The organism is Caulobacter segnis, assembly GCF_003243465.1.
GTDB classification, from domain to species: domain Bacteria; phylum Pseudomonadota; class Alphaproteobacteria; order Caulobacterales; family Caulobacteraceae; genus Caulobacter; species Caulobacter segnis_A.
The window spans coordinates 1-19,455 of sequence record NZ_QFQZ01000042.1 but is presented as its reverse complement, the minus strand read 5'-3'; the positions used below and the strand labels follow the sequence as shown (position 1 = coordinate 19,455).

18 protein-coding genes are annotated in these 19,455 nt (G+C 68.4%); 11 read left to right on the top strand and 7 right to left on the bottom strand.

The features are described from left to right. Positions 1-12 precede the first annotated feature (12 nt). Positions 13-939, bottom strand: a complete 927-nt coding sequence (locus DI526_RS13735; protein ID WP_304278906.1) for a site-specific tyrosine recombinase XerD — start codon at positions 937-939, stop codon at positions 13-15. Further along, positions 936-2,417: a hypothetical protein gene (locus DI526_RS13730; protein WP_304278904.1), complete on the bottom strand. Its 1,482-nt coding sequence runs from the start codon at positions 2,415-2,417 to the stop codon at positions 936-938. The genes DI526_RS13735 and DI526_RS13730 overlap by 4 nt, the downstream gene beginning before the upstream one ends. A gap of 59 nt (positions 2,418-2,476) precedes the next feature. Here DI526_RS13730 and DI526_RS13725 point away from each other — a divergent pair, with 59 nt between their 5' ends. From DI526_RS13725 to DI526_RS13700, 6 genes are all read left to right on the top strand, one after another. Then, complete coding sequence (locus tag DI526_RS13725; RefSeq protein WP_304278902.1) at positions 2,477-3,079, top strand: shikimate kinase; 603 nt, start codon at positions 2,477-2,479, stop codon at positions 3,077-3,079. Next, the gene (gene aroB, locus DI526_RS13720; RefSeq protein ID WP_304278899.1) at positions 3,076-4,188 is read left to right on the top strand and encodes a 3-dehydroquinate synthase; all 1,113 of its coding nucleotides are present in this window, start codon (positions 3,076-3,078) and stop codon (positions 4,186-4,188) included. Before DI526_RS13725 ends, aroB begins: the two co-directional genes overlap by 4 nt. A 111-nt stretch (positions 4,189-4,299) precedes the next feature. Beyond that, positions 4,300-5,928, top strand: coding sequence for an ABC-F family ATP-binding cassette domain-containing protein (locus DI526_RS13715; RefSeq protein WP_304278896.1), 1,629 nt, complete (start codon positions 4,300-4,302; stop codon positions 5,926-5,928). Positions 5,929-5,960: 32 nt separating this feature from the next. After that, positions 5,961-7,247 (top strand): HlyC/CorC family transporter, encoded by a 1,287-nt coding sequence (locus tag DI526_RS13710; RefSeq protein WP_304278894.1) that lies wholly within the window; start codon positions 5,961-5,963, stop codon positions 7,245-7,247. Between the two features lie 95 nt (positions 7,248-7,342). After that, entirely contained in the window at positions 7,343-8,926 is a 1,584-nt protein-coding gene (locus DI526_RS13705) for a sensor histidine kinase (protein ID WP_304278892.1), read from the top strand. A 3-nt stretch (positions 8,927-8,929) separates the two neighbouring features. After that, a complete protein-coding gene (locus DI526_RS13700) occupies positions 8,930-9,298 on the top strand; it encodes a response regulator (RefSeq protein ID WP_304278889.1) in 369 nt (122 codons plus the stop codon). A gap of 203 nt (positions 9,299-9,501) precedes the next feature. Here DI526_RS13700 and DI526_RS13695 read toward each other — a convergent pair whose 3' ends face one another. From DI526_RS13695 to DI526_RS13685, 3 genes are all read right to left on the bottom strand, one after another. Then, positions 9,502-13,185: a TonB-dependent receptor domain-containing protein gene (locus tag DI526_RS13695; RefSeq protein ID WP_304278888.1), complete on the bottom strand. Its 3,684-nt coding sequence runs from the start codon at positions 13,183-13,185 to the stop codon at positions 9,502-9,504. Positions 13,186-13,725: 540 nt separating this feature from the next. Then, positions 13,726-14,154 carry a cytidine deaminase gene (cdd, locus tag DI526_RS13690; RefSeq protein WP_304278885.1) on the bottom strand — a complete coding sequence of 143 codons (429 nt, stop codon included), beginning with the start codon at positions 14,152-14,154 and terminating at the stop codon, positions 13,726-13,728. Positions 14,155-14,244: 90 nt separating this feature from the next. Then, the gene (locus DI526_RS13685; RefSeq protein WP_304278882.1) at positions 14,245-14,517 is read right to left on the bottom strand and encodes a BolA family transcriptional regulator; all 273 of its coding nucleotides are present in this window, start codon (positions 14,515-14,517) and stop codon (positions 14,245-14,247) included. 59 nt (positions 14,518-14,576) lie between these two features. Between DI526_RS13685 and DI526_RS13680 the strand changes: the two genes are divergently transcribed. The 3 genes from DI526_RS13680 to DI526_RS13670 all read left to right on the top strand — a co-directional run bounded on the left by DI526_RS13680 (position 14,577) and on the right by DI526_RS13670 (position 16,647). After that, the gene (locus tag DI526_RS13680; protein ID WP_304278880.1) at positions 14,577-15,227 is read left to right on the top strand and encodes a J domain-containing protein; all 651 of its coding nucleotides are present in this window, start codon (positions 14,577-14,579) and stop codon (positions 15,225-15,227) included. Positions 15,228-15,268: 41 nt separating this feature from the next. Beyond that, positions 15,269-16,117: a DUF3298 and DUF4163 domain-containing protein gene (locus DI526_RS13675; protein WP_304278877.1), complete on the top strand. Its 849-nt coding sequence runs from the start codon at positions 15,269-15,271 to the stop codon at positions 16,115-16,117. 89 nt (positions 16,118-16,206) lie between these two features. After that, complete coding sequence (locus tag DI526_RS13670; protein WP_304278874.1) at positions 16,207-16,647, top strand: hypothetical protein; 441 nt, start codon at positions 16,207-16,209, stop codon at positions 16,645-16,647. Here the strand turns inward: DI526_RS13670 and DI526_RS13665 are convergent. Beyond that, positions 16,616-17,335, bottom strand: coding sequence for a phosphatase PAP2 family protein (locus DI526_RS13665; protein WP_304278872.1), 720 nt, complete (start codon positions 17,333-17,335; stop codon positions 16,616-16,618). The two genes, DI526_RS13670 and DI526_RS13665, sit on opposite strands and share 32 nt — an antisense overlap. A gap of 124 nt (positions 17,336-17,459) precedes the next feature. Between DI526_RS13665 and DI526_RS13660 the strand changes: the two genes are divergently transcribed. Together DI526_RS13660 and cobS are read left to right on the top strand one after the other, a co-directional pair. Next, the gene (locus tag DI526_RS13660; protein WP_304278869.1) at positions 17,460-17,834 is read left to right on the top strand and encodes an RcnB family protein; all 375 of its coding nucleotides are present in this window, start codon (positions 17,460-17,462) and stop codon (positions 17,832-17,834) included. Positions 17,835-17,909: 75 nt separating this feature from the next. Next, positions 17,910-18,920 carry a cobaltochelatase subunit CobS gene (gene cobS / locus DI526_RS13655; RefSeq protein ID WP_304278866.1) on the top strand — a complete coding sequence of 337 codons (1,011 nt, stop codon included), beginning with the start codon at positions 17,910-17,912 and terminating at the stop codon, positions 18,918-18,920. 51 nt (positions 18,921-18,971) lie between these two features. On the opposite strand, the gene DI526_RS13650 is transcribed toward cobS, so the two are convergent. Continuing rightward, a partial coding sequence (locus DI526_RS13650) for a hypothetical protein (RefSeq protein WP_304278863.1) occupies positions 18,972-19,455 on the bottom strand: 484 nt, incomplete at its 5' end.

Sequence of the window (19,455 nt, the reverse complement as noted above, 5' to 3'; positions counted from 1 at the left end):
CGTGGCTCGCCGTCAATGCGGCGTCTTCTTCCGTCCCAGCGGGTGCTTGGTCTGGACCACCTGCGCCAAGTGCTCGCCGGCCACGTGGGTGTAGATCTGGGTGGTGGCGATATCGGCGTGGCCCAGCAGGGTCTGGATCACCCGAAGGTCCGCGCCGCCCTCCAGCAGGTGCGTGGCGAAGGCGTGGCGCAGGACGTGGGGGCTGACCTTCTCGCGATCAATCCCGGCGGCGATGGCCGCGTCGTCCAGCAGCTGCCCCACCCGTCGCGCCGTCAGCCGGCCCGAACCGCCGCGCGAGGGGAACAGCCAGGGACTGTCCTTGGCGCCCTTCGGCAAGAAGGCCGGTCGCCCCTGGAGATAGGCCTTCACCGCCGCGCGGGCCGCGTCGTTCAGCGGGGCCAGCCGCTCCTTGCCGCCCTTGCCCTTGACGATCAGGTAGGCCGGATCGCGCGCCAGGGCCGACAGCGGCAGGGCCAAGAGCTCGGAGATCCGCAGGCCCGAGGCGTAGATCAGCTCGATGATGCAGGCCAGGCGCAGGCCCTGGGCGCTGTCCTTGTTGGTTGCGGCGGCCAGCAGCCGCTCGATCTCGTCGCGCTCCAGCACCTTGGGCAGGGGCCGGCCGGCCTTGGGCGCGGCGACGCGGCGCGAGGGATCGTCGGTCCGCCAGCCTTCGCCTACGGCGAAGCGGTAGAACTGCCGCACGGCCGAGCGACGGCGGGCGGCGGTGGCCGGCGACAGGCCGCGCGCGCCAAGGTCCTGGAAATAGGCCTCGACGCCTTCCGCGTCGGCGTCGTCGAGATCGCGCCCCGAGCGCTTCAGAAACCCGCGCGCGTCCTCCAGGTCCTTGCCGTAGGCGGTCAGGGTGTTGCGGGCGGCGGCGCGCTCGACCGCCATCATCTCCAGGAACGCGTCGATCCAGCCGGACGCGGTCGCGCTCATTTGGCGTAGGCGAGGCCGAGCAGGCCCTCGACCACCACAGCCCGGGCGTCCACGGAGAGGCCCGCGCGGTTCAGGGCGTGGGCGATGCGGGCCCGGTCGACGGGCGCGGGGCCGCTCGCCCCGGCGTCCAGCGCCAGCGACAGGGCCAGCAGCGCCGCCTCGCCCTTGCGCTTGGCGCCGGCGGCGTCTTCCAGCACCTGGACCCGCGCGGCCGACGCCGCCGGCCTGCCGAGGTCGAAGGCGGCGAACTGGGTGCGCGTCTCGGCGTCCATCGTCCCGCCCAGGCTGGACAACAGCACGGCGGCGGCCTGGGCCGACTTGCCGGTCGCGCCCCGGCTGACCAGGTTGCTCAGCACCTGGTTGTCGACCTTGCCTGCGCCCGCCGCGATCAGAGCGTCGAGGATGGCCAGGTCCGTGGCGCTCGCGCCGGGGATCGCATCCTGGGTCAGGCGGCCCCGGATCGCCTGGGCGCTGGCGACATCGCCCACCGCCACCGCCGCCCGGGCCAGCAGCACCGGGTCCTGCAGCGGTCCGCCGGCCTTGGCCAGGGCGGCGATCGACGGCGCCGCGGCGCGGGCGGCTTCGACGAAGGCCGGCACGGTCTTGGCCTGGCGCAGGAAGGCGAGGTCCGAGGCCTCGGCGGCGGTCAGGTCCAGCCCGGCCTTGATCTCGGGCGCCTCGCCGGCGGCGGGCGTGGCCACGGGCTTGAGGGCCTGCGAGGCCGTGGCCAGGGCGGCGGCGGACTGGACGTCCAGGTTCAGGCGGCGCGACAGGGCGTAGTTGACCCCGTTCTTCAGATTGGCCGCGCCGGGCGGCGTCCCGGCCAGGGCCGCACCCATCAGCCGGGCGTAGTCCGTGTCTTTTGTCTGCTGCTGGGCCAGCTGGAAGGTCAGCTGGGCGGCGTCGGCCTGGCCGGCCTTGAGCTGGCAGAAGGCGCGCAGCCGCAGCCAGTAGGCCGCGCCGCGATCCACGGTCAGGGCCTGCTCGACCTGGCAGGCCTTGTCGTCATCGCCGGTGATCAGGGCCGCCTCGGCCTGGGCCATCGACAGGGCCGCGCTGCCGGGGCCGCCGGTGGCCCGGTCGAGGATGGCGGCCGCGCCCTTGGCCTCGCCCAGGGCGATCAGCGCCAGGCTCCGCGCCGCGCCCATCTCGACATCGTCGCCGACGCCGGCCGGCCCGTTGGCGCCCGTCGACAGCGCCCGCCGCGCCAGGCTGGCGAAGGCCGGCGACAGCGGCTTGGGTCCGGCCAGCCTGGGCAGCACGTCGCGCATGATCCCCGGCGCGGCGTCCTTCCACAGATCGCCCGGCAGGCCGGTGTCGGCGACGGCCCCCGAGAAATAGTCCGGCGCGACCAGGGTCTTGACCTGGACCTCCTCCTGGGCGCGCGCGGCGCCGCAAAGGCCAAGGACGAGCGCGCCGGACAGCGTCAGCAGGCGCGAGGAACGCGAGAGCGAGATCATGGAGCGGTTATGACGCATGACGAGGGTCTCGCAAACTTGGGCTTTGGCCCAGCCTCGTGTAAACCCGCGACCGCATCATGACCGAGTCCCATCCCTCCGACGACAAGGCGCTCGTGCGCCATCGGCCCGAAGACCTGGCGCCGCTGCGACACAAGACCATCGTCCTGGTCGGGCTGATGGGCGTGGGCAAGTCCAGCGTCGGCCGACGCCTGGCCCATGTGCTGGACCTGCCGTTCCGCGACGCCGACAACGAGGTCGAGGCCGCCGCGGGCCGGTCGATCTCCGAGATCTTCGCCGAGCTGGGCGAGGCCGCCTTTCGCGACGGCGAGCGCCGGGTGATCGCCCGCCTGCTGGACGAGCCGCCGCACGTGCTGGCCACCGGCGGCGGGGCCTTCGTCAATCCCGAGACCCGGGCGCTGATCAACGACAAGGCCCTGTCGGTCTGGCTGAAGGCGGATGTCGAACTCCTGGCGCGCCGCGTCGGCCGCAAGGACACCCGGCCGCTGCTGAAGGGCAAGGACCCAGTGGCGGTGCTGACCGAGCTGGCCCGCATCCGCAACCCCGCCTACGCCGAGGCGCAAGTCCACGTCCAGACCGGCGACACGCCGCACGGCGTGGCGGTCGACGCCATCCTGGCGGCGCTGCATGAACGCCAGGTCCAAGGAGCTTCCAGCGAATGATCCGCACCGTCCCCGTGGGCCTGGGCGCGCGCGCCTATGACGTCGTCATCGGTCCGGGCCTCATCGACCGGGCCGGCGAGCGGATCGCCCCGGTTCTCGGCAAGCGCAAGCGCGTGGCCATCGTCACCGACACGATCGTCGGCGAGCACCACGGCGAGCGCCTGGCCGCCTCGCTGGAGAAGGCCGGCGTCGCGGTCGACGTGATCACCATCCCGCCCGGCGAGGAGAGCAAGAGCTTTACGGGCCTCGCCGATCTCTCCTACCGCCTGCTCGCCTTGAACCTGGAGCGCGGCGACCAGATCGTGGCGTTCGGCGGCGGCGTCGTAGGCGACCTCGCCGGCTTCGCGGCGGCGATCTACAAGCGCGGCGTCGACTTCGTGCAGGTCCCGACCACGCTGCTGGCCCAAGTCGACAGCTCGGTCGGCGGCAAGACCGCCATCGACACCCCGCGCGGCAAGAACCTGATCGGCGCCTTCCACCAGCCGCGCCTCGTCCTGGCCGACCTCGACGTCCTGGCCACCCTGCCCGCCCGCGAGCTGGCCTGCGGCTATGCCGAGATCATCAAGTACGGCCTCTTGGGCGACTTCGCCTTCTTCGAGTGGCTCGAGACCAACGTCGCCAAGGTGCTGGAGCGCGACGTCGACGCCCTGGTCCGCGCCGTCGGCCGCTCGGTGGAGATGAAGGCCGAGATCGTCGCCGAGGACGAGAAGGAAGCCGGCCGCCGCGCCCTGCTGAACCTCGGCCACACCTTCGGTCACGCGATCGAGGCCGAGATGGGCTTTGGCGACGCGCTCAAGCACGGCGAGGCCGTCGGCGTCGGCATGGCGCAAGCCTTCCGCTTCTCGGCGAGCCAGGGCCTGTGCTCGGGCCAAGACGCCGCCCGCGCCGAGGCGGCGATCAAGGCCGCCGGCCTGCCGACCACCCTGGCCGATGTGCGCAAGGAACCCTTCCACGCCGACGCCCTGATCGCCCACTGCGGCCAGGACAAGAAGGCCGAAGGCGGCAAGCTGACCTTCGTGCTGGTGCGCGGGATCGGGGATGCGTTCGTGGCCAAGGACGTGGACCGGGCGGCGCTGAAGGCGTTCCTGCTGAGCGAGGGCGCGATCTAAAACCCCTCTCTCTTCGATGTTCAGACCGGGGACATCCGTGAGAGAGGGATTCCGGATGCCGACCTCCTCTAGCACTGGCGTTTCGCACCCAGCCGGGTTAGCAGCCCGCGCATGATCCGCCTCGACAACATCTCCAAGCAAAACGGCCACCAGCTCCTGTTCATCGAAGCCTCGATGGGCATCCAGAAGGGCGAGAAGGTCGGACTGGTCGGGCCGAACGGCGCCGGCAAGACGACCCTGTTCCGCATGATCACGGGGCAGGAGCAGCCCGACGACGGGATCGTGGCGATCGATCCAGGCGTGCGGATCGGCTATTTCAGCCAGGACGTCGGCGAGATGTCGGGCCAGAGCGCCGTGGCCGCCGTGATGGACGGCGTCGGCCCGGTCAGCGCCCTGGCCGCCGAGATGGCGACGCTGGAGGCGGCCATGGTCGATCCGGACCAGGCCGACCAGCTGGACGCCGTCATGGAGCGCTACGGCGAGGTGCTGGAGCGCTTCCAGGAGCTGGACGGCTACGCCCTGGAAGCCCGCGCCCGCGAGGTGCTGGCGGGCCTGAGCTTCAGCCAGGAGCGCATGGACGGCGACGTGGGCCTGCTGTCAGGCGGCTGGAAGATGCGCGTGGCCCTGGCCCGCATCCTCTTGATGCGCCCCGACGCCATGCTGCTGGACGAGCCCAGCAACCACCTGGATCTGGAAAGCCTGATCTGGCTGGAGGCGTTCCTGAAGAACTACGACGGCGCGCTGCTGATGACCTCGCACGACCGCGCCTTCATGAACCGCATCATCGGCAAGGTGGTCGAGATCGACGCCGGCCAGCTGATCACCTATTCCGGCGACCTGGACTTCTACGACCAGCAGCGGGCGCTCAGCGAGGCTCAGCGCCAGGCGCAGTACGAGCGCCAGCAGGCGATGCTGGCCAAGGAGATCAAGTTCATCGAGAAGTTCAAGGCGCGCGCCTCGCACGCCGCCCAGGTGCAGAGCCGGGTGAAGAAACTCGACAAGATCGAGCGCGTCGAGCCGCCGCGTCGCCGCCAGACGGTGCAGTTCGAGTTCCAGAGCCCGCCGCGCTCGGGCGAGGACGTGATCAGCCTGAAGGGCGTCCACAAGGGCTATGGCGAGCGGCCGATCTACCAGGACCTCGACTTTCTGGTCCGCCGCAAGGAGCGCTGGGCGGTGCTGGGCGCCAACGGCGCGGGCAAGTCGACCCTGCTGAAGCTGGTGGCCGGCGACACCAAGCCCGACCAGGGCGTCGTCAACATCGGGGCCAGCGTAAAGATGGGCTATTTCGCCCAGCACTCCATGGACCTGCTGGACGGCGAGGAGACGATCTTCGAGTCGCTGGAGCGCTCGTTCCCGCAGGCGGGCCAAGGCGCCCTGCGCACCCTGGCCGGCTGCTTCGGCTTCTCGGGCGACGACGTCGAAAAGCCTTGCCGCGTGCTGTCGGGCGGCGAGAAGGCGCGGCTGGTCATGGCCAAGATGCTGTTCGACCCGCCCAACCTCTTGGTGCTCGACGAGCCGACCAATCACCTGGACATGGCGACCAAGGAGATGCTGGTGGCGTCCCTGGCCGACTTCGAGGGCACCATGCTGTTCGTCTCGCACGACCGCCACTTCCTGGCGGCCCTGTCGAACCGCGTGCTGGAGCTGACGCCCGAGGGCATCCACCAGTACGGCGGCGGCTACACCGAATATGTCGAGCGCACCGGCCAGGAAGCCCCGGGACTGCATCCCGGGGGCTAACGCCCCTCGTCGGCATGGCCTAGAAGTGGCGGATGCTCACCGCCCTGCTCGGCCTCGCGCCCATCGTCATCGCGCTCCTGACGCTCTCGGCGCTGTTCTCGGCGGCGGAGACGTCGATGACGGGCGCCAGCCGCTCGCGGATGCACCAGCTGGAGCGCGATGGCGACCGGCCCGCCAAGCGGGTCAACAAGCTGCTCTCCGACCAGGAGACGATGATCGGCGCGGTGCTGCTGGGCAACAACCTGATCAACATCCTGGCCTCGGCCCTGGCGACCCAGGCGCTGACGCGGCTGATCCCCGGCCCCTGGGGCGTGGCCGTCGCCACCGCCGCCATGACCGCCCTCGTCCTGATCTTCGCCGAGGTGCTGCCCAAGACCGTGGCCATCGTTCGCTCCGACGACGTGGCCCGCGCGCTGTCGGGGCCCACCCTGTTCATCGTCAAGCTGTTCGGACCGATCATCTATACGATCCAGTGGATCGTCCGCCGCACCCTGCGGGTCTTCGGCGTCAAGCTGGACATGGCCGTCGACGTGCTGGCCGCTCACGAGGAGATCCGCGGCGCGGTCGATTACCATCACTCGGAAGGCCTGGTGGAGACCGACGACCGCCGGATGCTGGGCGGGGTGCTGGACCTGTCGGACATGGACGTCTCGGAGATCATGGTCCACCGCAAGTCGATGGTGCTGCTGGACGCCGGCCTGCCCGCCCGCGAGCTGGTCGAGGCGGTGCTGGAGGCCCAGCACACGCGCATCCCTCTCTATCGCGACGAGCCCGACAACATCGTCGGCGTGCTGCACGCCCGCGACCTGCTGAAAGCCCTGGCGGAGTCGCCGACCGGCGTCGGCGGCCTCGACATCGCCGCCATCCTGCGCGAGCCGTGGTTCATCCCCGACACCACCAACCTCAAGGACCAGCTCGACGCCTTCCTCAAGCGCAAGAGCCACTTCGCCCTGGTGGTCGACGAGTACGGCGCGCTGCAGGGGCTGGTGACGCTGGAGGACATCCTCGAGGAGATCGTCGGCGAGATCGACGACGAGCACGACACCGCCCTGGACGGGGTGCGCAAGCAGCCGGACGGCTCGGTCAATGTCGACGGGCATGTCACGGTGCGGGACCTCAATCGCGCGATGGACTGGCGGCTGCCCGAAGGCGAGGCCGTGACGATCGCGGGTCTCGTGATCCACGAGGCGCAGATGATCCCCGAGCCCGGCCAGACGTTCATCTTCCACCGGCACCGGTTCCAGGTCCTGCGGCGGCAGCGCAACCAGATCACCGCCCTGCGGATCAGCGCGCTGCTGGAAGAAAACGACGATCTTTGACCATCATTTGAAGGCCCCGGAACCCAACCCCCATCCACACGTTTAGCGCCATTGCTGGTCAGGGGCGGCCAGACTGGAGGGGCGTATTGGTCAGCGTGGCTGAGACCGACATTCGCAGCGGTTCCGAAGCGGACTTGCGCGCGCGGTTGGCGCAGGCTCAGGCGGCGCTGGCCGAGGAAGTCCGCAAGTCCGAAACCCTGGCGCGGGTCACCGCCGCGGTCGCCTCCAGCCACGACGTCGACGACTGCGTGCAGGCCGCGATCGACGGCGCCCGCCAGATCATCAGCGCCGCCTACGGCGCCTTCTTCTACAACCTGGTGGCCGAGGACGGCGAGTCCTACGCGCTCTATCGCCTGTCGGGCGCGCCGGACGAGGCGTTCGCCAAGCTGCCGATGCCGCGCAAGACCGAGGTCTTCGCCCCGACCTTCGAGGGCCAGGGCGTCGTGCGGTCCGACGACATCACGCTGGATCCGCGCTACGGCCGCAACGCGCCGCGTCGGGGCATGCCGCCGGGCCACCTGCCCGTGCGCAGCTACCTGGCCCTGCCCGTCGCCAACCCTCAGGGCGAGGTGCTGGGCGGCCTGTTCTTCGGCCATCCGGAGCCCGGCCGGTTCAGCGCCCGCGACGAGGCCCTGCTGGTCGGCCTGGCCTCGCAGGTCGGCGTCACCATCGAGTCGATCCGCATCAACGCCGCGGCGATGGACGAGCTGGCCCAGCGCCGCCGGGCCGAGGAACGGCTGAAGTTCGCGCTGGATTCCGGGCGCATGGGCTCTTGGGACCTGGACGTCGCCACCCGGGCCTACGAGGCCTCGGACCTGTGCAAGACCAACTACGGCCGCCGCCCCGACCAGGACTTCACCTTCGCCGACCTGATCGCCACCATCCATCCGGAGGACCGGCCTCGGATCATGACCGCGATCGAGGCCGCCATCCGCGACGGCGCCGACTATGACGTCGAATACCGCGTGGTCCTGCCGCACGGCGAGACGCGCTGGCTGCACGCCCGCGGCCGCGCGGCCCAGGTGGCCGGCGACGGCGGGGTGCGGCGGCTGGCGGGGGTGTCGCTGGACATCACCGACCGCAAGCGCGGCGAGGAGCGCCAGAAGCTGCTGGTCAACGAGCTGAACCATCGGGTCAAGAACAGCCTGGCCACCGTGCAGTCGATCGCCGCCCAGACCTTGCGCTCCAGCACGCCCGAATTCTTCCGCGAGGCCTTCGAGGCGCGGCTGGTCGCCCTGTCGCACACCCACGACCTGCTGACGCGCGAGAGCTGGGAAGGCGCCAGCCTGCGCGAGGTGTTCGACGGCGAGCTGCGGGCCATGGCTGGCGAGGATCGCGTCGTCTTCGACTATACGGCGGACCTGCGGCTGAACCCGAAGGCGGCCGTGGCCCTGGGCATGGGGATTCACGAGCTGGCGACCAACGCCTCCAAGTATGGAGCCTGGTCGGTTCCGGGCGGCCGGGTGGCCGTCGCCTGGCGCCAATATTCTAATCAGTTACGCCTGACCTGGACCGAACAGGGCGGGCCGCGGGTGCGTGAACCCGCCCGCCGGGGCTTTGGCGCGCGTCTTCTTGAACGCGGACTCGCAGCTGAGCTATCCGGCGCGGTCGAGCTGACCTATGATGAGTCCGGACTCGTCTGCCACATGGCGCTGCCCCTGCGCGCGCTGGAGCCTTAAGACATGAAGACACTGTCGTCCCTCAAGGTGCTGGTCGTCGAAGACGAAGCCCTGGTTTCCATGCTGGTCGAGGACATGCTGACCGATCTGGGCTGCACGGTCGTGGGGCCGGCGGCCGAGATCGAGGAAGCCCTGCGCCTGGCCAGCTCGGCCGACATCGACGCGGCCCTGCTGGACGTGAACCTCGGCGGCCGGCCGATCTTCCCGGTGGCCGACGCCCTGCGCGGCCGCGGCGTGCCGTTCGCCTTCGCCAGCGGCTATGGCGAGGCCGGCATCAGCGAGGACCACAAGGGTTCGGCCGTGCTGCAAAAGCCCTTCCGCGAGGCCGACCTGCGCCGCGTGCTGGAAGGCCTGGTCGCCCAGACGGCGTAAGACCCCCCAAGCACACGCGGTCTCCCCGCTGAGCGGCCGCTTCGGCGGCCGGCGGGGGGGACGGCCATCCGGACAAGATCCGGCCGGTCCCCAAAAGCCGACGCAAAAAGAAAGGCTCCCGTCTCGCGACGGGAGCCTCTTTTTTGAACCGAAGTCCAGGTCCTCGGACCAGGCGCCCGAAGGCGCCCGGCCCGAACGCCAGATTAGAACTTGGCGTTGACCGCGAACTGCCAGGTGCGGCCGGCCGAGCTGTAGATCGTGCCGTCGCGCTCGTCTTCGAACCGCTTGTCGGCGACGTTGTTGACGTTGAAGCGCAGCTGCAGCTTCTCGGTCAGGTCGTAGCCGAAGAACAGGTTGTAGACCGCATAGCCCTTGTGGACCAGGTAGGCGTTGTTCTCGATCGTGGCCGGCACGGCGCCGCTGAAGCGGATCGTGTCGCTGACCGTGCCGATGTTCACGCTGGTGGTGAACTTCTTCAGGCTGTAGGCGATCGTCGTGTTCGACTGCCAGCGCGGCACCGAGGCGCCCGTGTTGTTGCTGGGGTTGAACGAGCCCAGATAGTACTGGGTGTCGGCCGCCAGACCCGTGGGGCTGAAGTTCGACTCCAGGGTGCGGAACACGTTGCTGTTGATCGAGATCCGGCCCAGGTCGCCTTCCTGACGGACCAGTTCCGCCAGGTTGAAGCGGTAGCTGACCACGGCGTTGACCGAGCGGATGGAGCTCTGACCCAGGTTCAGATAGCTGGAGCTCCAGCCGTCCTTCAGGGCGAACTTCAGGTTGTCCGTAGGTTCGGTGCCGGCCTTGTAACGCGCGAAGGCGTCGCAGGTGTTGGTGCCGAACTGGGCCTGGTTGTTCGGATAGGCGGCCGAGTCGTAGCAGTAGGCCGACAGCTGATCCAGCGACACGCGGCTCAGTTGGTCCTTCAGCTTGATGTCGGCGTAGTCGATCGACATCCGCAGGCCCGGGATGAAGCGCGGCGACAGCACCACGCCAGCGGTCCAGCTTTCACCCTTTTCCGGCTTCAGGCCCATGTTGCCGAAGCGGGCGCCCAGCAGCGACAGCGAAGGCGGGCTGTAGGTGTTGAGGAAGTTCAGGGCTTCGGCGTCGGTGGCCGCATAGCCCGCGGCCTTCACGGCGGCGATACAGTTGGCCTTGCGGTTGGCCGGGTTCGAACCACCACCGATGTTGGCCGTCGAGCAGGGATCGGCCGGCGAGGTGAACGCCGGTTGGCCGCCGAGGAACAGCTCCACGCCGTCCGGCTGGCGGATCGAGCGGGTGATGTTGCCGCGGAAGCTGATGTCCTTGATCGGCTGGAAGGTGCCGGCCAGCGACCAGATCTTGGCGGTGTCGCCGTCGTAGGTCGGGTTGATCGTCCTGCCCAGGGCGTTGATGAAGGTCGGCGCGCTGCCGGTTTGCTTCGACCAGCGCACCGCCGGGTTGATTTCCAGGCGCTGAGCGAACGGCAGGCTGAATTCGCCGCCCAGCAGCGGGATGTTCAGCTCGACGCCGTATTCCTGAGCGGTGGTCTCATACTCGGTGCGCGCGATCGCCGACGACCGGGTGCGGCCATACTGCGAGATGTTGTCGACCCAGTAGTCGTTGTTGGTCGTCCGGCGTTCGCCCGACAGGGCCACGCCAACGGCGCCGCCCGGCAGGTTGAACAGGTCGCCGCTGATCGAACCTTGCAGGAAGGTCTGGGTGTTCTCGAAGGCGAAGAACTGCGGCGTGGTCACATAGGCGCGAGCCGCGGCCGACATCTGGCCATAGCCGAACGGGTTCAGCGGCTGGCAGCTGTCGATCATCGACTGGGTGACGACCGGGGTGAACGGCGTCTTGGTGATCACGCCGTTCGCGCCGGGCTGGTCGACCAGGTTGGCGGTCACGCCGTTCGGCGACTTGCCCAGATAGGCCGACGGGTTGGTCTGGGCGCGGCAGACGATCTTGCCGCTCGCGTCCAGCGTCGTGTCGATGGCGAGGTTGTACTCGACGTCCTTGATGCTGTTGAAGTCGACGCGGCCGCTCGAACGACCCCAGGTGTACGAGGCGTCCCAGGTCCAGTTGCGGCCCAGCAGGTCGAAGTCGCCCTTCAGGCCGTTGACCAGGTTGCTGGTGTCGGTCTTGCCCCACAGCGGGTTGTCGCCCAGCAGGTCCTGGTTGGTGCGCGACAGCAGGAAGTTGCCGGCGGCGTTGACCGCGCCGGAGTCACGCAGGACCTGACGCGAGGTCGCGGTCAGATAGGGGTTGTTGATGCTGAGGTAGAGACCCGACGTCTCCACGCCCGTGCCGGTGACGTTGTTCGACGACACGGCGTTGCGCGGCAGGCGCGTCGAGACCGACGAGAAGATGTTCTGGGTGTAGAACGTCAGGTGGTCGGTGACGTCGAACGTGCCGAACAGGGTCCCGACCTTACGCTTTTGGGCGTTCTGGATCAGGGTCAGGCGGTTGTTGTCGTAGCCCTTGGTGCCCGGCGCGGCGCTGATCGTGCCTTGGTCGGTCGCGCCGATGTTGGCGAACGACCAGTTCACGGCCTCGCCCGTATCGGTGAAGCGGACCGGCTTGGCGATGTACGGGAACAGGGCGCTGGTGCGCGGGTCGGTGTTCGCGACGCGCGGCATGTTGCCGTACAGCGAGCCAACCACCAGGTTGATATCGGTGTTCGGGTTGGCCAGCAGGTACTCGCGCAGCGTCGGCAGCTTGCTCTGCAGGACGTTGATGGCCAGCGTGTTCTGCTGGGCGGCCGTCAGGCCGGCGGGCGCGGTGATGCCGTACTTGGCGAACACGGCCGCGGCCGTCACGCCGGTCGGCAGCGAAGCGGGCGCGAAGTTCGGGAAGGTGCCCGAAGGGGCGCTCAGGTTGTAGAGGCCGTTGCCGGTCGGGATGCCGGGGACCAGCTGCAGGTTCGAGGTGATCAGGCCGCCGCCGGCGACGCACGAGTTCACGCCGACGATGTTCTGGACGCAGGCGCTGGTGCCCGAGGTCGGAGCGAAGGCGACGCCCGACGCCCACTGCATGGCCGTCCGGGAGTTATAGGCGTAGGCCGTCGACGGGATGCCGTCGTCGGAGGTGCGCAGGAACGCGCCGTTGTTCAGGTTGGCGACGTCGATCGCGGCGGTCGGCGAGAAGTTCGGGTTGCGCTTGGCGCCGTTGAACGCGTTGGTGACGGCGGTCGCCGTGTCGATGATCCACGGACGCTTGTCGGCGTACAGGGCGTCGGTCTGGGTGTACTCGAACGAGACCACCAGGTTGGCGCGGTCGTTGAACAGGTTCGAGCCGTAGATGGCGTTGAAGCTGTAGCGGTTGGCGTCGCCCTTGTCGGTCGTGCGGAACGCCACGCGGCCTTCGGCGCCGACGTAGCGGTCCTTGATGATGTAGTTGATGACGCCGGCGATGGCGTCCGAACCGTAGGCCGCGGCGCCGCCGACGGTCAGGGTGTCGACGTGGTCGATCATCTGCGCGGGGATGACGCTGATGTCGACTTGCGAACCGGCGTAGTTACCGGAGACGAACAGGGTGGAGGCGTTGCTCGACACCATGCGGCGGCCGTTGACCAGCGTCAGGGTCCGCTGCGGGCCGAGGTTCAACAGGTCGGCGTAGGCGACGCCGAGGCTCGAGGTCTGGCCGCCGTTGCTGCCGTACGGGCTGGCGCCCGAACCGACCTGCGGCTGGCTCAGAACGATGTCGTAGGCGTTGTTGAAGCCACGCTGGATGATCTCTTCCTTGGTGACCTGAACGCCGGGGATGGTGCCGTCGAACTGCGGACGCTTGATGCGCGAACCGGTGACGACGATCTCGGACACGGCCGCGGAACCCGCGCCGGCATCCTGGGCCTGGGCGACACCGCCCAAAACGGCGCTAGCCGCGACACCCGCGAACAAAACGAACTTCATGCTTGGAAAACCCCCGGAAACAATTTGCCCCCGCGTTTACGCGGGGCCGACCTGGCCTTCGCCCGGACCTCGTTAAATTTGAGCAAAATGTGGCAAACGCGTCAAATTTGTTGCAATTTGAACGATGGCCGCAAATTTTTTGCGCAAACCCCGCCAGGACCAAGCTTAGCCTTACCTCAATCCGGCTTCGACGGACGTCAAAATGCCGGCTCTAGAGAGATGACGTCGCCTCCAAGGCGCGCCCCCCGCTGGTCTAAGTCCAAATTGTGGCCGACCGACACCACCCCCACGGCGGTTCCCGGGACCGAAGGCCAGCGCGCCAGGGGCGAAAATGGGGATTGACCGACGCCATAGAGGGCAGATTCAACCCTCCAAAGATGGGGGTTGAATTGCGTTCTCTACCCGCAACCCGCGCAATTTTTTCCCGGGGCCTGGGCCAGCCGATCGCCGATGTGACTTTTCAGTAACGATCGGCGACGAATTGAAATGGAGCGCGATTTCCGGTCCCTAGGCGGCACGAGCGCGCGCGCAGGGCGACCTTCAGTCCAGGTCCTCGGGGCCGAACGCCTGCGGCAGAAGGGTCGAGAACGGCGTCCGCGTCGTGGGCCGGCCACCTTGCACCGAGACCACCTCGCAGTGACGAGCGGCGAACTCGGCGATGCGCTGGCGGCAGGCGCCGCAGGGCTGGACCACCGCGTCGGAGCCGGCGGCGATCAGCACCTTGACGATGCGCCGCGCCCCGCCGGCCGTGATCATCGCCCCGATGGCGTTCTGCTCGGCGCAGGCGCCCGAGGGATAGGCCGCGTTCTCGACATTGACGCCGTAGTGCGCGCGGCCCGCCTCGTCGATCACCGCCGCCGCCACCGTGAAGTTGGAATAGCGGGCGTAGGCCCGCTCCAGCAGCGCCGGCAGCGCCTGGGCGGCCGCCTGCTCAAGGGTGTCGGGATCGCGAGAGGGATCGGCGCTCATGCTCTGTCCTGCCTGCCCGGCCAAGATCGCGCCGGGGACAGAGGCAATCAGTCGCGCCCGCCCCGCGCAAGTGCAAAATCGCGGCCGCCGTCAGGCCTCGCCGGGCGCGGTGGCGACGATCGACAGGGCGTGGACAGGCCCCGCCAGCTCGTCGGCCAGGACCTTCATCACCATGCGCTGGCGCATCACCCGCGCCTTGCCCGCAAAGGCCTCGGCCTCGATCCGCAGGGTGAAGTGGCTCTCGCCCGCGCCGCTGTGCCCCGCGTGGCCGTGATGGCGGTCGCTGTCGTCCGCCAGCTCCAGCCGCGAGGGCGAGAAGACGGCTTCCAACTTGCCCCGAATAGCTTCCGCAACGGCGCCCATGACGCGACTCCCGCATGTCAATCCTTGAACGGAAATAGCGCTTGCTTACTCTAAGCGCCATGAGCCGGCCGTTCGAGTACCGCCCCAAATTCTATGACATCCGGGTCAGGCCGCCCAAGCCGGGCGAGGATGACCGCGTCGAGGACGTCCTGCGCCTGAAGCCGGGCGAGAAGCGCTGCGACCACCCCGACTGCAGCCTGCCCGGCTCGGCAAAGGCGCCGAAGTCGCGCGACATGCCCGACCAGCACTACTGGTTCTGTCAGCGGCACGCGGCCGAGTACAACAAGAACTGGAACTTCTACGCCGGCATGAGCGAGGCGCAGATCCGGGCCCAGCAGGAAACCGAGCGGATGACCGGCGGCCGCCCGACCTGGAGCTTCAAGGCCGACGCCAACTCGCGCGAGGCCGCGGCCCAGGCGGCCCGCGACGCCCGCGCCTTCGCCGACCCGTTCGGCATCTTCCGCGCCCAGCAGCGGCGGGCCGAATCGCACCGCACCGCAGCCGAGCGCGGGCTGGGCAAGCTGGAACGCCAGGCCCTGGCCGACCTGGACCTCGAGGCCGGCGCCGACAGCGCGACGATCAAGGCCAAGTACAAGGAGCTGCTTAAGCGCTGCCACCCCGACGCCAACGGCGGCGACCGCAGCGCCGAACACAAGCTCCAGCGCGTGATCAAGGCCTACAAGCAGCTACAGAAGTCGGGGATGGTGTAGGCGACCGAGCCGGCCGCGACGCCTTCGAAGAGTTTAAGCCGATGAAGAGTCCTACCGTCGTTCCGGCTGTCACCCTGGCCCTGCTCTTCACGCTGGGCGCGTGCGAGCGCCGACAGGCTCCAACATCGCCGTCTGCGTCCCAAGCGATGACGCCTTTACAGGCGCCTAAGGCGCAGACGCAGGCCGGCGCAGTCCGTCCACTGACGTTCAAGCAAGCCGATCCAGCAGCCGAGGTTAGCCTGACGCTATCGGCCGAGATCGGCCGTTATCCAGCCCTGCACATCCTGCTCTATGATCGAGAAACGGCCCAGCTCAAGGCGTTCGCGACCAAGGCCGAAGCGGACCGCAAGGCGGATGACGGGCAGTATCCGTGGCGTCAGTACACTGGCGAGCGTCAATGGGCGGTGGCGGCGGCCACACCCCGGCTGATCAGCCTGCGCGGGATGTGGCTCGACTATACCGGCGGCGCCCACCCGAACCACGGGTCCTCAGCCCTGCTTTGGGACACCGCCGCGAACAAGGAAATCAAGCCCGCCGCCCTGTTCCGCCCCGGCGCCGACATGAAGGCGCTGGACAAGGCCATCTGCGACGCGGTGGCCGCCGCCAAACGCCATCGCGAAGGCGCGGATCCGCTCGACGGCGTCTTCGGCTGCGTGAAGTGGACCGAGACCACGCTCGCGCTCGCGCCATCAACGGAGGCGGGCAAGTTCGGCGGCCTGATGGTTCTGATTGATCCCTATGTCGTCGGCTCCTACGCCGAGGGCGACTATGAGCTGATACTGCCGCTGTCGACATTCCGGTCCTTGCTGGCGCCGACCTATCTCGACGCCTTCGCCGGATCGCTCAAGTCGCCGGGCAATCCGGATGGGTCCCTTAGCTTGCGGATGTGAAGCCGAGCCACATCGCGCTCCCTTGCGACGCAAGGGCCGATTGGGCCATTGTCGCGCGCCGAAGTGCGGCGGGCCGGGGACCCCTTTCGATGACCGACAGCGATCCGGAGTGGCGCGCGCCCGTCGAGGCGCCGACGCCGGTGACGCCGGTGCCGTTCGGCAAGCCCTGGAGCATCTGGGCCTGGGGCGTCTTGCTGTCGAGCGCCGGCCTGACCCTGGCCGTGACGCCGAACGCGGCGCTGCAGCTGCTGAAGTCGCCGGTGGACGCCGCCAGCCTGCCCTGGATCCGGTTCTGCGGCCTTGTCCTGCTGGCCTACGCCATGGGCTATCACGTCGCCGGCTGGACCGGGCAGCGGACCTATATGCGGGCCTCCGTCGTGCTGCGGGTGCTGTCGCTGGTGGTGATCGGCGCCTTCGTCCTGGCCGACTGGCTGCCCAAGGCCTGGCTGGCCGTCGGCCTCGGCGACTTCGCCGGCGCCATGTGGACCACGCTGGAGCTCAGGTGGCGTCCGAAGCCGAAGGCGGCCTGATCCGCCGCCGGACCAGATAGGCGATCAGCCAGCAGGCCATCGCCCAGGCCCCGCCGACGCACCAGCCGGCCAGCACGTCGCTGGCCCAGTGGACGCCCAGATAGATGCGGCTGGCGCCGACCAGCAGGCTCAGCAGCACCGCCGCCCCGATCGCCAGCGCCTTGACCCGGCGCCGCTCGGAAAAGCGCGCGGCCAGCACGCCCAGGGTCAGGAACACCACCGCCGACAGCATGGCGTGGCCGGAAGGAAAGCTGGCGTTGACCGCCTCGACCGCGCGGAAGGCCATCTCCGGCCGCTCGCGCCCGAACAGGAGCTTCAGGCCCTGGCTGATCAGCAGGCCGCCGCCCGCGCCTGCGACCAGCAGCACCCCCTCGCCCCAGCGGCGCAGGCACGCCAGCAGGGCGAAGGCCAGCAGGATGACGAGGCCCAGCACCGTGACCGAGCCCAGGGCCGTCACATCGGTGGCGGCGATATGCAGCCATTCGGGCCCGACCAGGGTCCCCGGCCGGCCGTCGACGCGCAGGGCGCTGAGCACGGCCAGGTCGAGGGCGTGGGTCTCGCCCTCGGCCACCTCGTCGGCGATGGCCAGGAACGCCGTGGCCCCCAGCGCCACGATCAGCAGGGCGCTGGCCGCGCCGATCTCTTGGCGGGCCACGCTCAGAAGTCTTCGAAAGTCCAGGCGAAACATAGATCGGGCCCTCGTGTGGCAAAAACATTTCTCTTTTGAAACATGAACTTAAGCCAACCCGGCTCGTTCAGCTCAGGACCATGTGGAGCCCGCTAGGCTCTGATCCTGGACAAAGGAGATCGACATGAAACGCATTCTGACCGCTTCGGTGGCCGTGCTGATGCTGGCCAGCGGCGCCACCGCCGCCTCGGCCCAGGCCTATCGCCATGACGGCCGCTACGACAGCCGCGACCGCGCCTACGAGCAGGGCCGCCGCGACCAGGCCCGCCATGAGGCGCGCCAGGACCGCCGGGAGGATCGCCGCGAGTACCGCCGCTGGGCCAAGGGCCAGCGCCTGGACGCCCGCTATCGCGACCGCGCCTACTATGTCAGCGACTGGCGCCGTCACGGCCTGCGCGCCCCGCCGCGCGGCTACCAGTGGCGCAAGGTCGACAACCAGTACGTCCTGGCCGCCGTCGCCACCGGCCTGATCGCCTCGGTGATCATCGCCAATCGCTAAAAATCGACCCGGAAAGGGCGTCGCCGACGCGGCGCCCTCTTCCCTAACCAAGCGTCAAGGCGCTAATCGGGAGACATGCCCGAGTTCGCCGAAACCAGCTCCGCCCAAGATCCGCTGATCACCCTGGTCCCCGACAAGTGGGTGACGCTGCGCGACGCGTTCGGCGTCGACAGCGACATGAAGGTTCCGGCCTTCAGCCACCGCGATCCGCACGTGCCGGAGATCGACAGCGCCTATCGCTTCGATCCCCAGACGACCAAGGCGATCTGCGCGGGCTTCGCCAAGGACCGCCGCGTGATGGTCCAGGGCTATCACGGCACCGGCAAGTCGACCCACATCGAGCAGATCGCCGCGCGCCTGAACTGGCCGCTGGTCCGGGTGAACCTGGACAGCCACGTCTCGCGCATCGACCTCGTCGGCAAGGACGCCATCGTCCTGAAGGACGGCAAGCAGGTCACCGAATTCCGCGAAGGCATCCTGCCGTGGTCGCTGCAGCGCCCGATCGCCCTGGTGTTCGACGAATACGACGCCGGCCGTCCGGACGTGATGTTCGTGATCCAGCGCGTGCTGGAAGCCGGCGGCAAGCTGACCCTGCTGGACCAGAACCGCGTCATCCGCGCCAATCCGTACTTCCGCCTGTTCGCCACGACCAACACGATCGGCCTGGGCGACACCACGGGCCTCTATCACGGCACCCAGCAGATCAACCAAGGCCAAATGGACCGCTGGTCGATCGTCACGACGCTGAACTACCTCGAGCACGACGTCGAGGCGGCGATCGTCCTGGCCAAGAACCCTGGCTACGACACGGCCGAGGGCAAGCGCACCCTGGCCGCCATGGTCCGCGTCGCCGACATGACCCGCAACGCCTTCATGAACGGCGACATCTCGACGGTCATGAGCCCGCGCACCGTGATCACCTGGGCCCAGAACGCCGAGATCTTCGACCATGACGTGGCTTTGGCCTTCCGCCTGACCTTCCTGAACAAGTGCGACGAACTCGAACGCCCCACGGTGGCCGAGTTCTTCCAGCGCGCGTTCGGCACGGACCTCCCGGAGAGCGCGGCGCGGGTGAAGGTGGCTTAAGGCTATGCGAGGCGCGGCGCTAACTTCTAATCTTTTGGCTTAAAGGGCAGGCTACCGGTAGCGGCGAACGGTGCCCGCTTCGACCAGTAGCGGCGCGTCCCTTTGAGCTGCCTTCAACACCTCAGTGACATCCTCAACTTCAGGTTCCGACCACAGCTTATCCTCAAAGTTGAGACGCTGCCGCCCTTGCACAACTTTTGAAAGCCGCGCAACGGCTTCATAGCTAGCAATAGCAGCTTTATGCACTTGGTAGTCTTCGTGGAATATCACTACAGCCAATTTATCAAAGCGCCGCTCTTCGAATTTTGAGAACTCCCCTAATTGCCTTGATCCATTTCTGGCAGTCGGCCGCCTAGATTTAATTTGATATTTGATACCTTTATGCTGAGCATCGAACCCGGCTTTAGAGTTTGGCTGCAATTCCCAGCCATAGGCCTCCTTGAACAGGTACTCTGCATAACAACCTGTCAAGTTTGACGTCCTAACAACCTTCCGCGCAAAAAGCTCCGCTCCAACTTCCGCGCTCAACTGAAAC

What these genes read in the sequence shown, in the direction of transcription:
- DI526_RS13675 (WP_304278877.1), top strand. Translation starts at nt 15,269, where the DNA reads ATGAAGAGTCCTACCGTCGTTCCGGCTGTCACCCTGGCCCTGCTCTTC.
- DI526_RS13660 (WP_304278869.1), top strand. Translation starts at nt 17,460, where the DNA reads ATGAAACGCATTCTGACCGCTTCGGTGGCCGTGCTGATGCTGGCCAGC.
- cobS (WP_304278866.1), top strand. Translation starts at nt 17,910, where the DNA reads ATGCCCGAGTTCGCCGAAACCAGCTCCGCCCAAGATCCGCTGATCACC.
- DI526_RS13680 (WP_304278880.1), top strand. Translation starts at nt 14,577, where the DNA reads ATGAGCCGGCCGTTCGAGTACCGCCCCAAATTCTATGACATCCGGGTC.
- DI526_RS13700 (WP_304278889.1), top strand. Translation starts at nt 8,930, where the DNA reads ATGAAGACACTGTCGTCCCTCAAGGTGCTGGTCGTCGAAGACGAAGCC.
- DI526_RS13695 (WP_304278888.1), bottom strand. Translation starts at nt 13,185, where the DNA reads ATGAAGTTCGTTTTGTTCGCGGGTGTCGCGGCTAGCGCCGTTTTGGGC.
- DI526_RS13715 (WP_304278896.1), top strand. Translation starts at nt 4,300, where the DNA reads ATGATCCGCCTCGACAACATCTCCAAGCAAAACGGCCACCAGCTCCTG.
- DI526_RS13665 (WP_304278872.1), bottom strand. Translation starts at nt 17,335, where the DNA reads ATGTTTCGCCTGGACTTTCGAAGACTTCTGAGCGTGGCCCGCCAAGAG.
- DI526_RS13710 (WP_304278894.1), top strand. Translation starts at nt 5,961, where the DNA reads ATGCTCACCGCCCTGCTCGGCCTCGCGCCCATCGTCATCGCGCTCCTG.
- aroB (WP_304278899.1), top strand. Translation starts at nt 3,076, where the DNA reads ATGATCCGCACCGTCCCCGTGGGCCTGGGCGCGCGCGCCTATGACGTC.
- DI526_RS13670 (WP_304278874.1), top strand. Translation starts at nt 16,207, where the DNA reads ATGACCGACAGCGATCCGGAGTGGCGCGCGCCCGTCGAGGCGCCGACG.
- cdd (WP_304278885.1), bottom strand. Translation starts at nt 14,154, where the DNA reads ATGAGCGCCGATCCCTCTCGCGATCCCGACACCCTTGAGCAGGCGGCC.
- DI526_RS13685 (WP_304278882.1), bottom strand. Translation starts at nt 14,517, where the DNA reads ATGGGCGCCGTTGCGGAAGCTATTCGGGGCAAGTTGGAAGCCGTCTTC.
- DI526_RS13730 (WP_304278904.1), bottom strand. Translation starts at nt 2,417, where the DNA reads ATGCGTCATAACCGCTCCATGATCTCGCTCTCGCGTTCCTCGCGCCTG.
- DI526_RS13725 (WP_304278902.1), top strand. Translation starts at nt 2,477, where the DNA reads ATGACCGAGTCCCATCCCTCCGACGACAAGGCGCTCGTGCGCCATCGG.
- DI526_RS13735 (WP_304278906.1), bottom strand. Translation starts at nt 939, where the DNA reads ATGAGCGCGACCGCGTCCGGCTGGATCGACGCGTTCCTGGAGATGATG.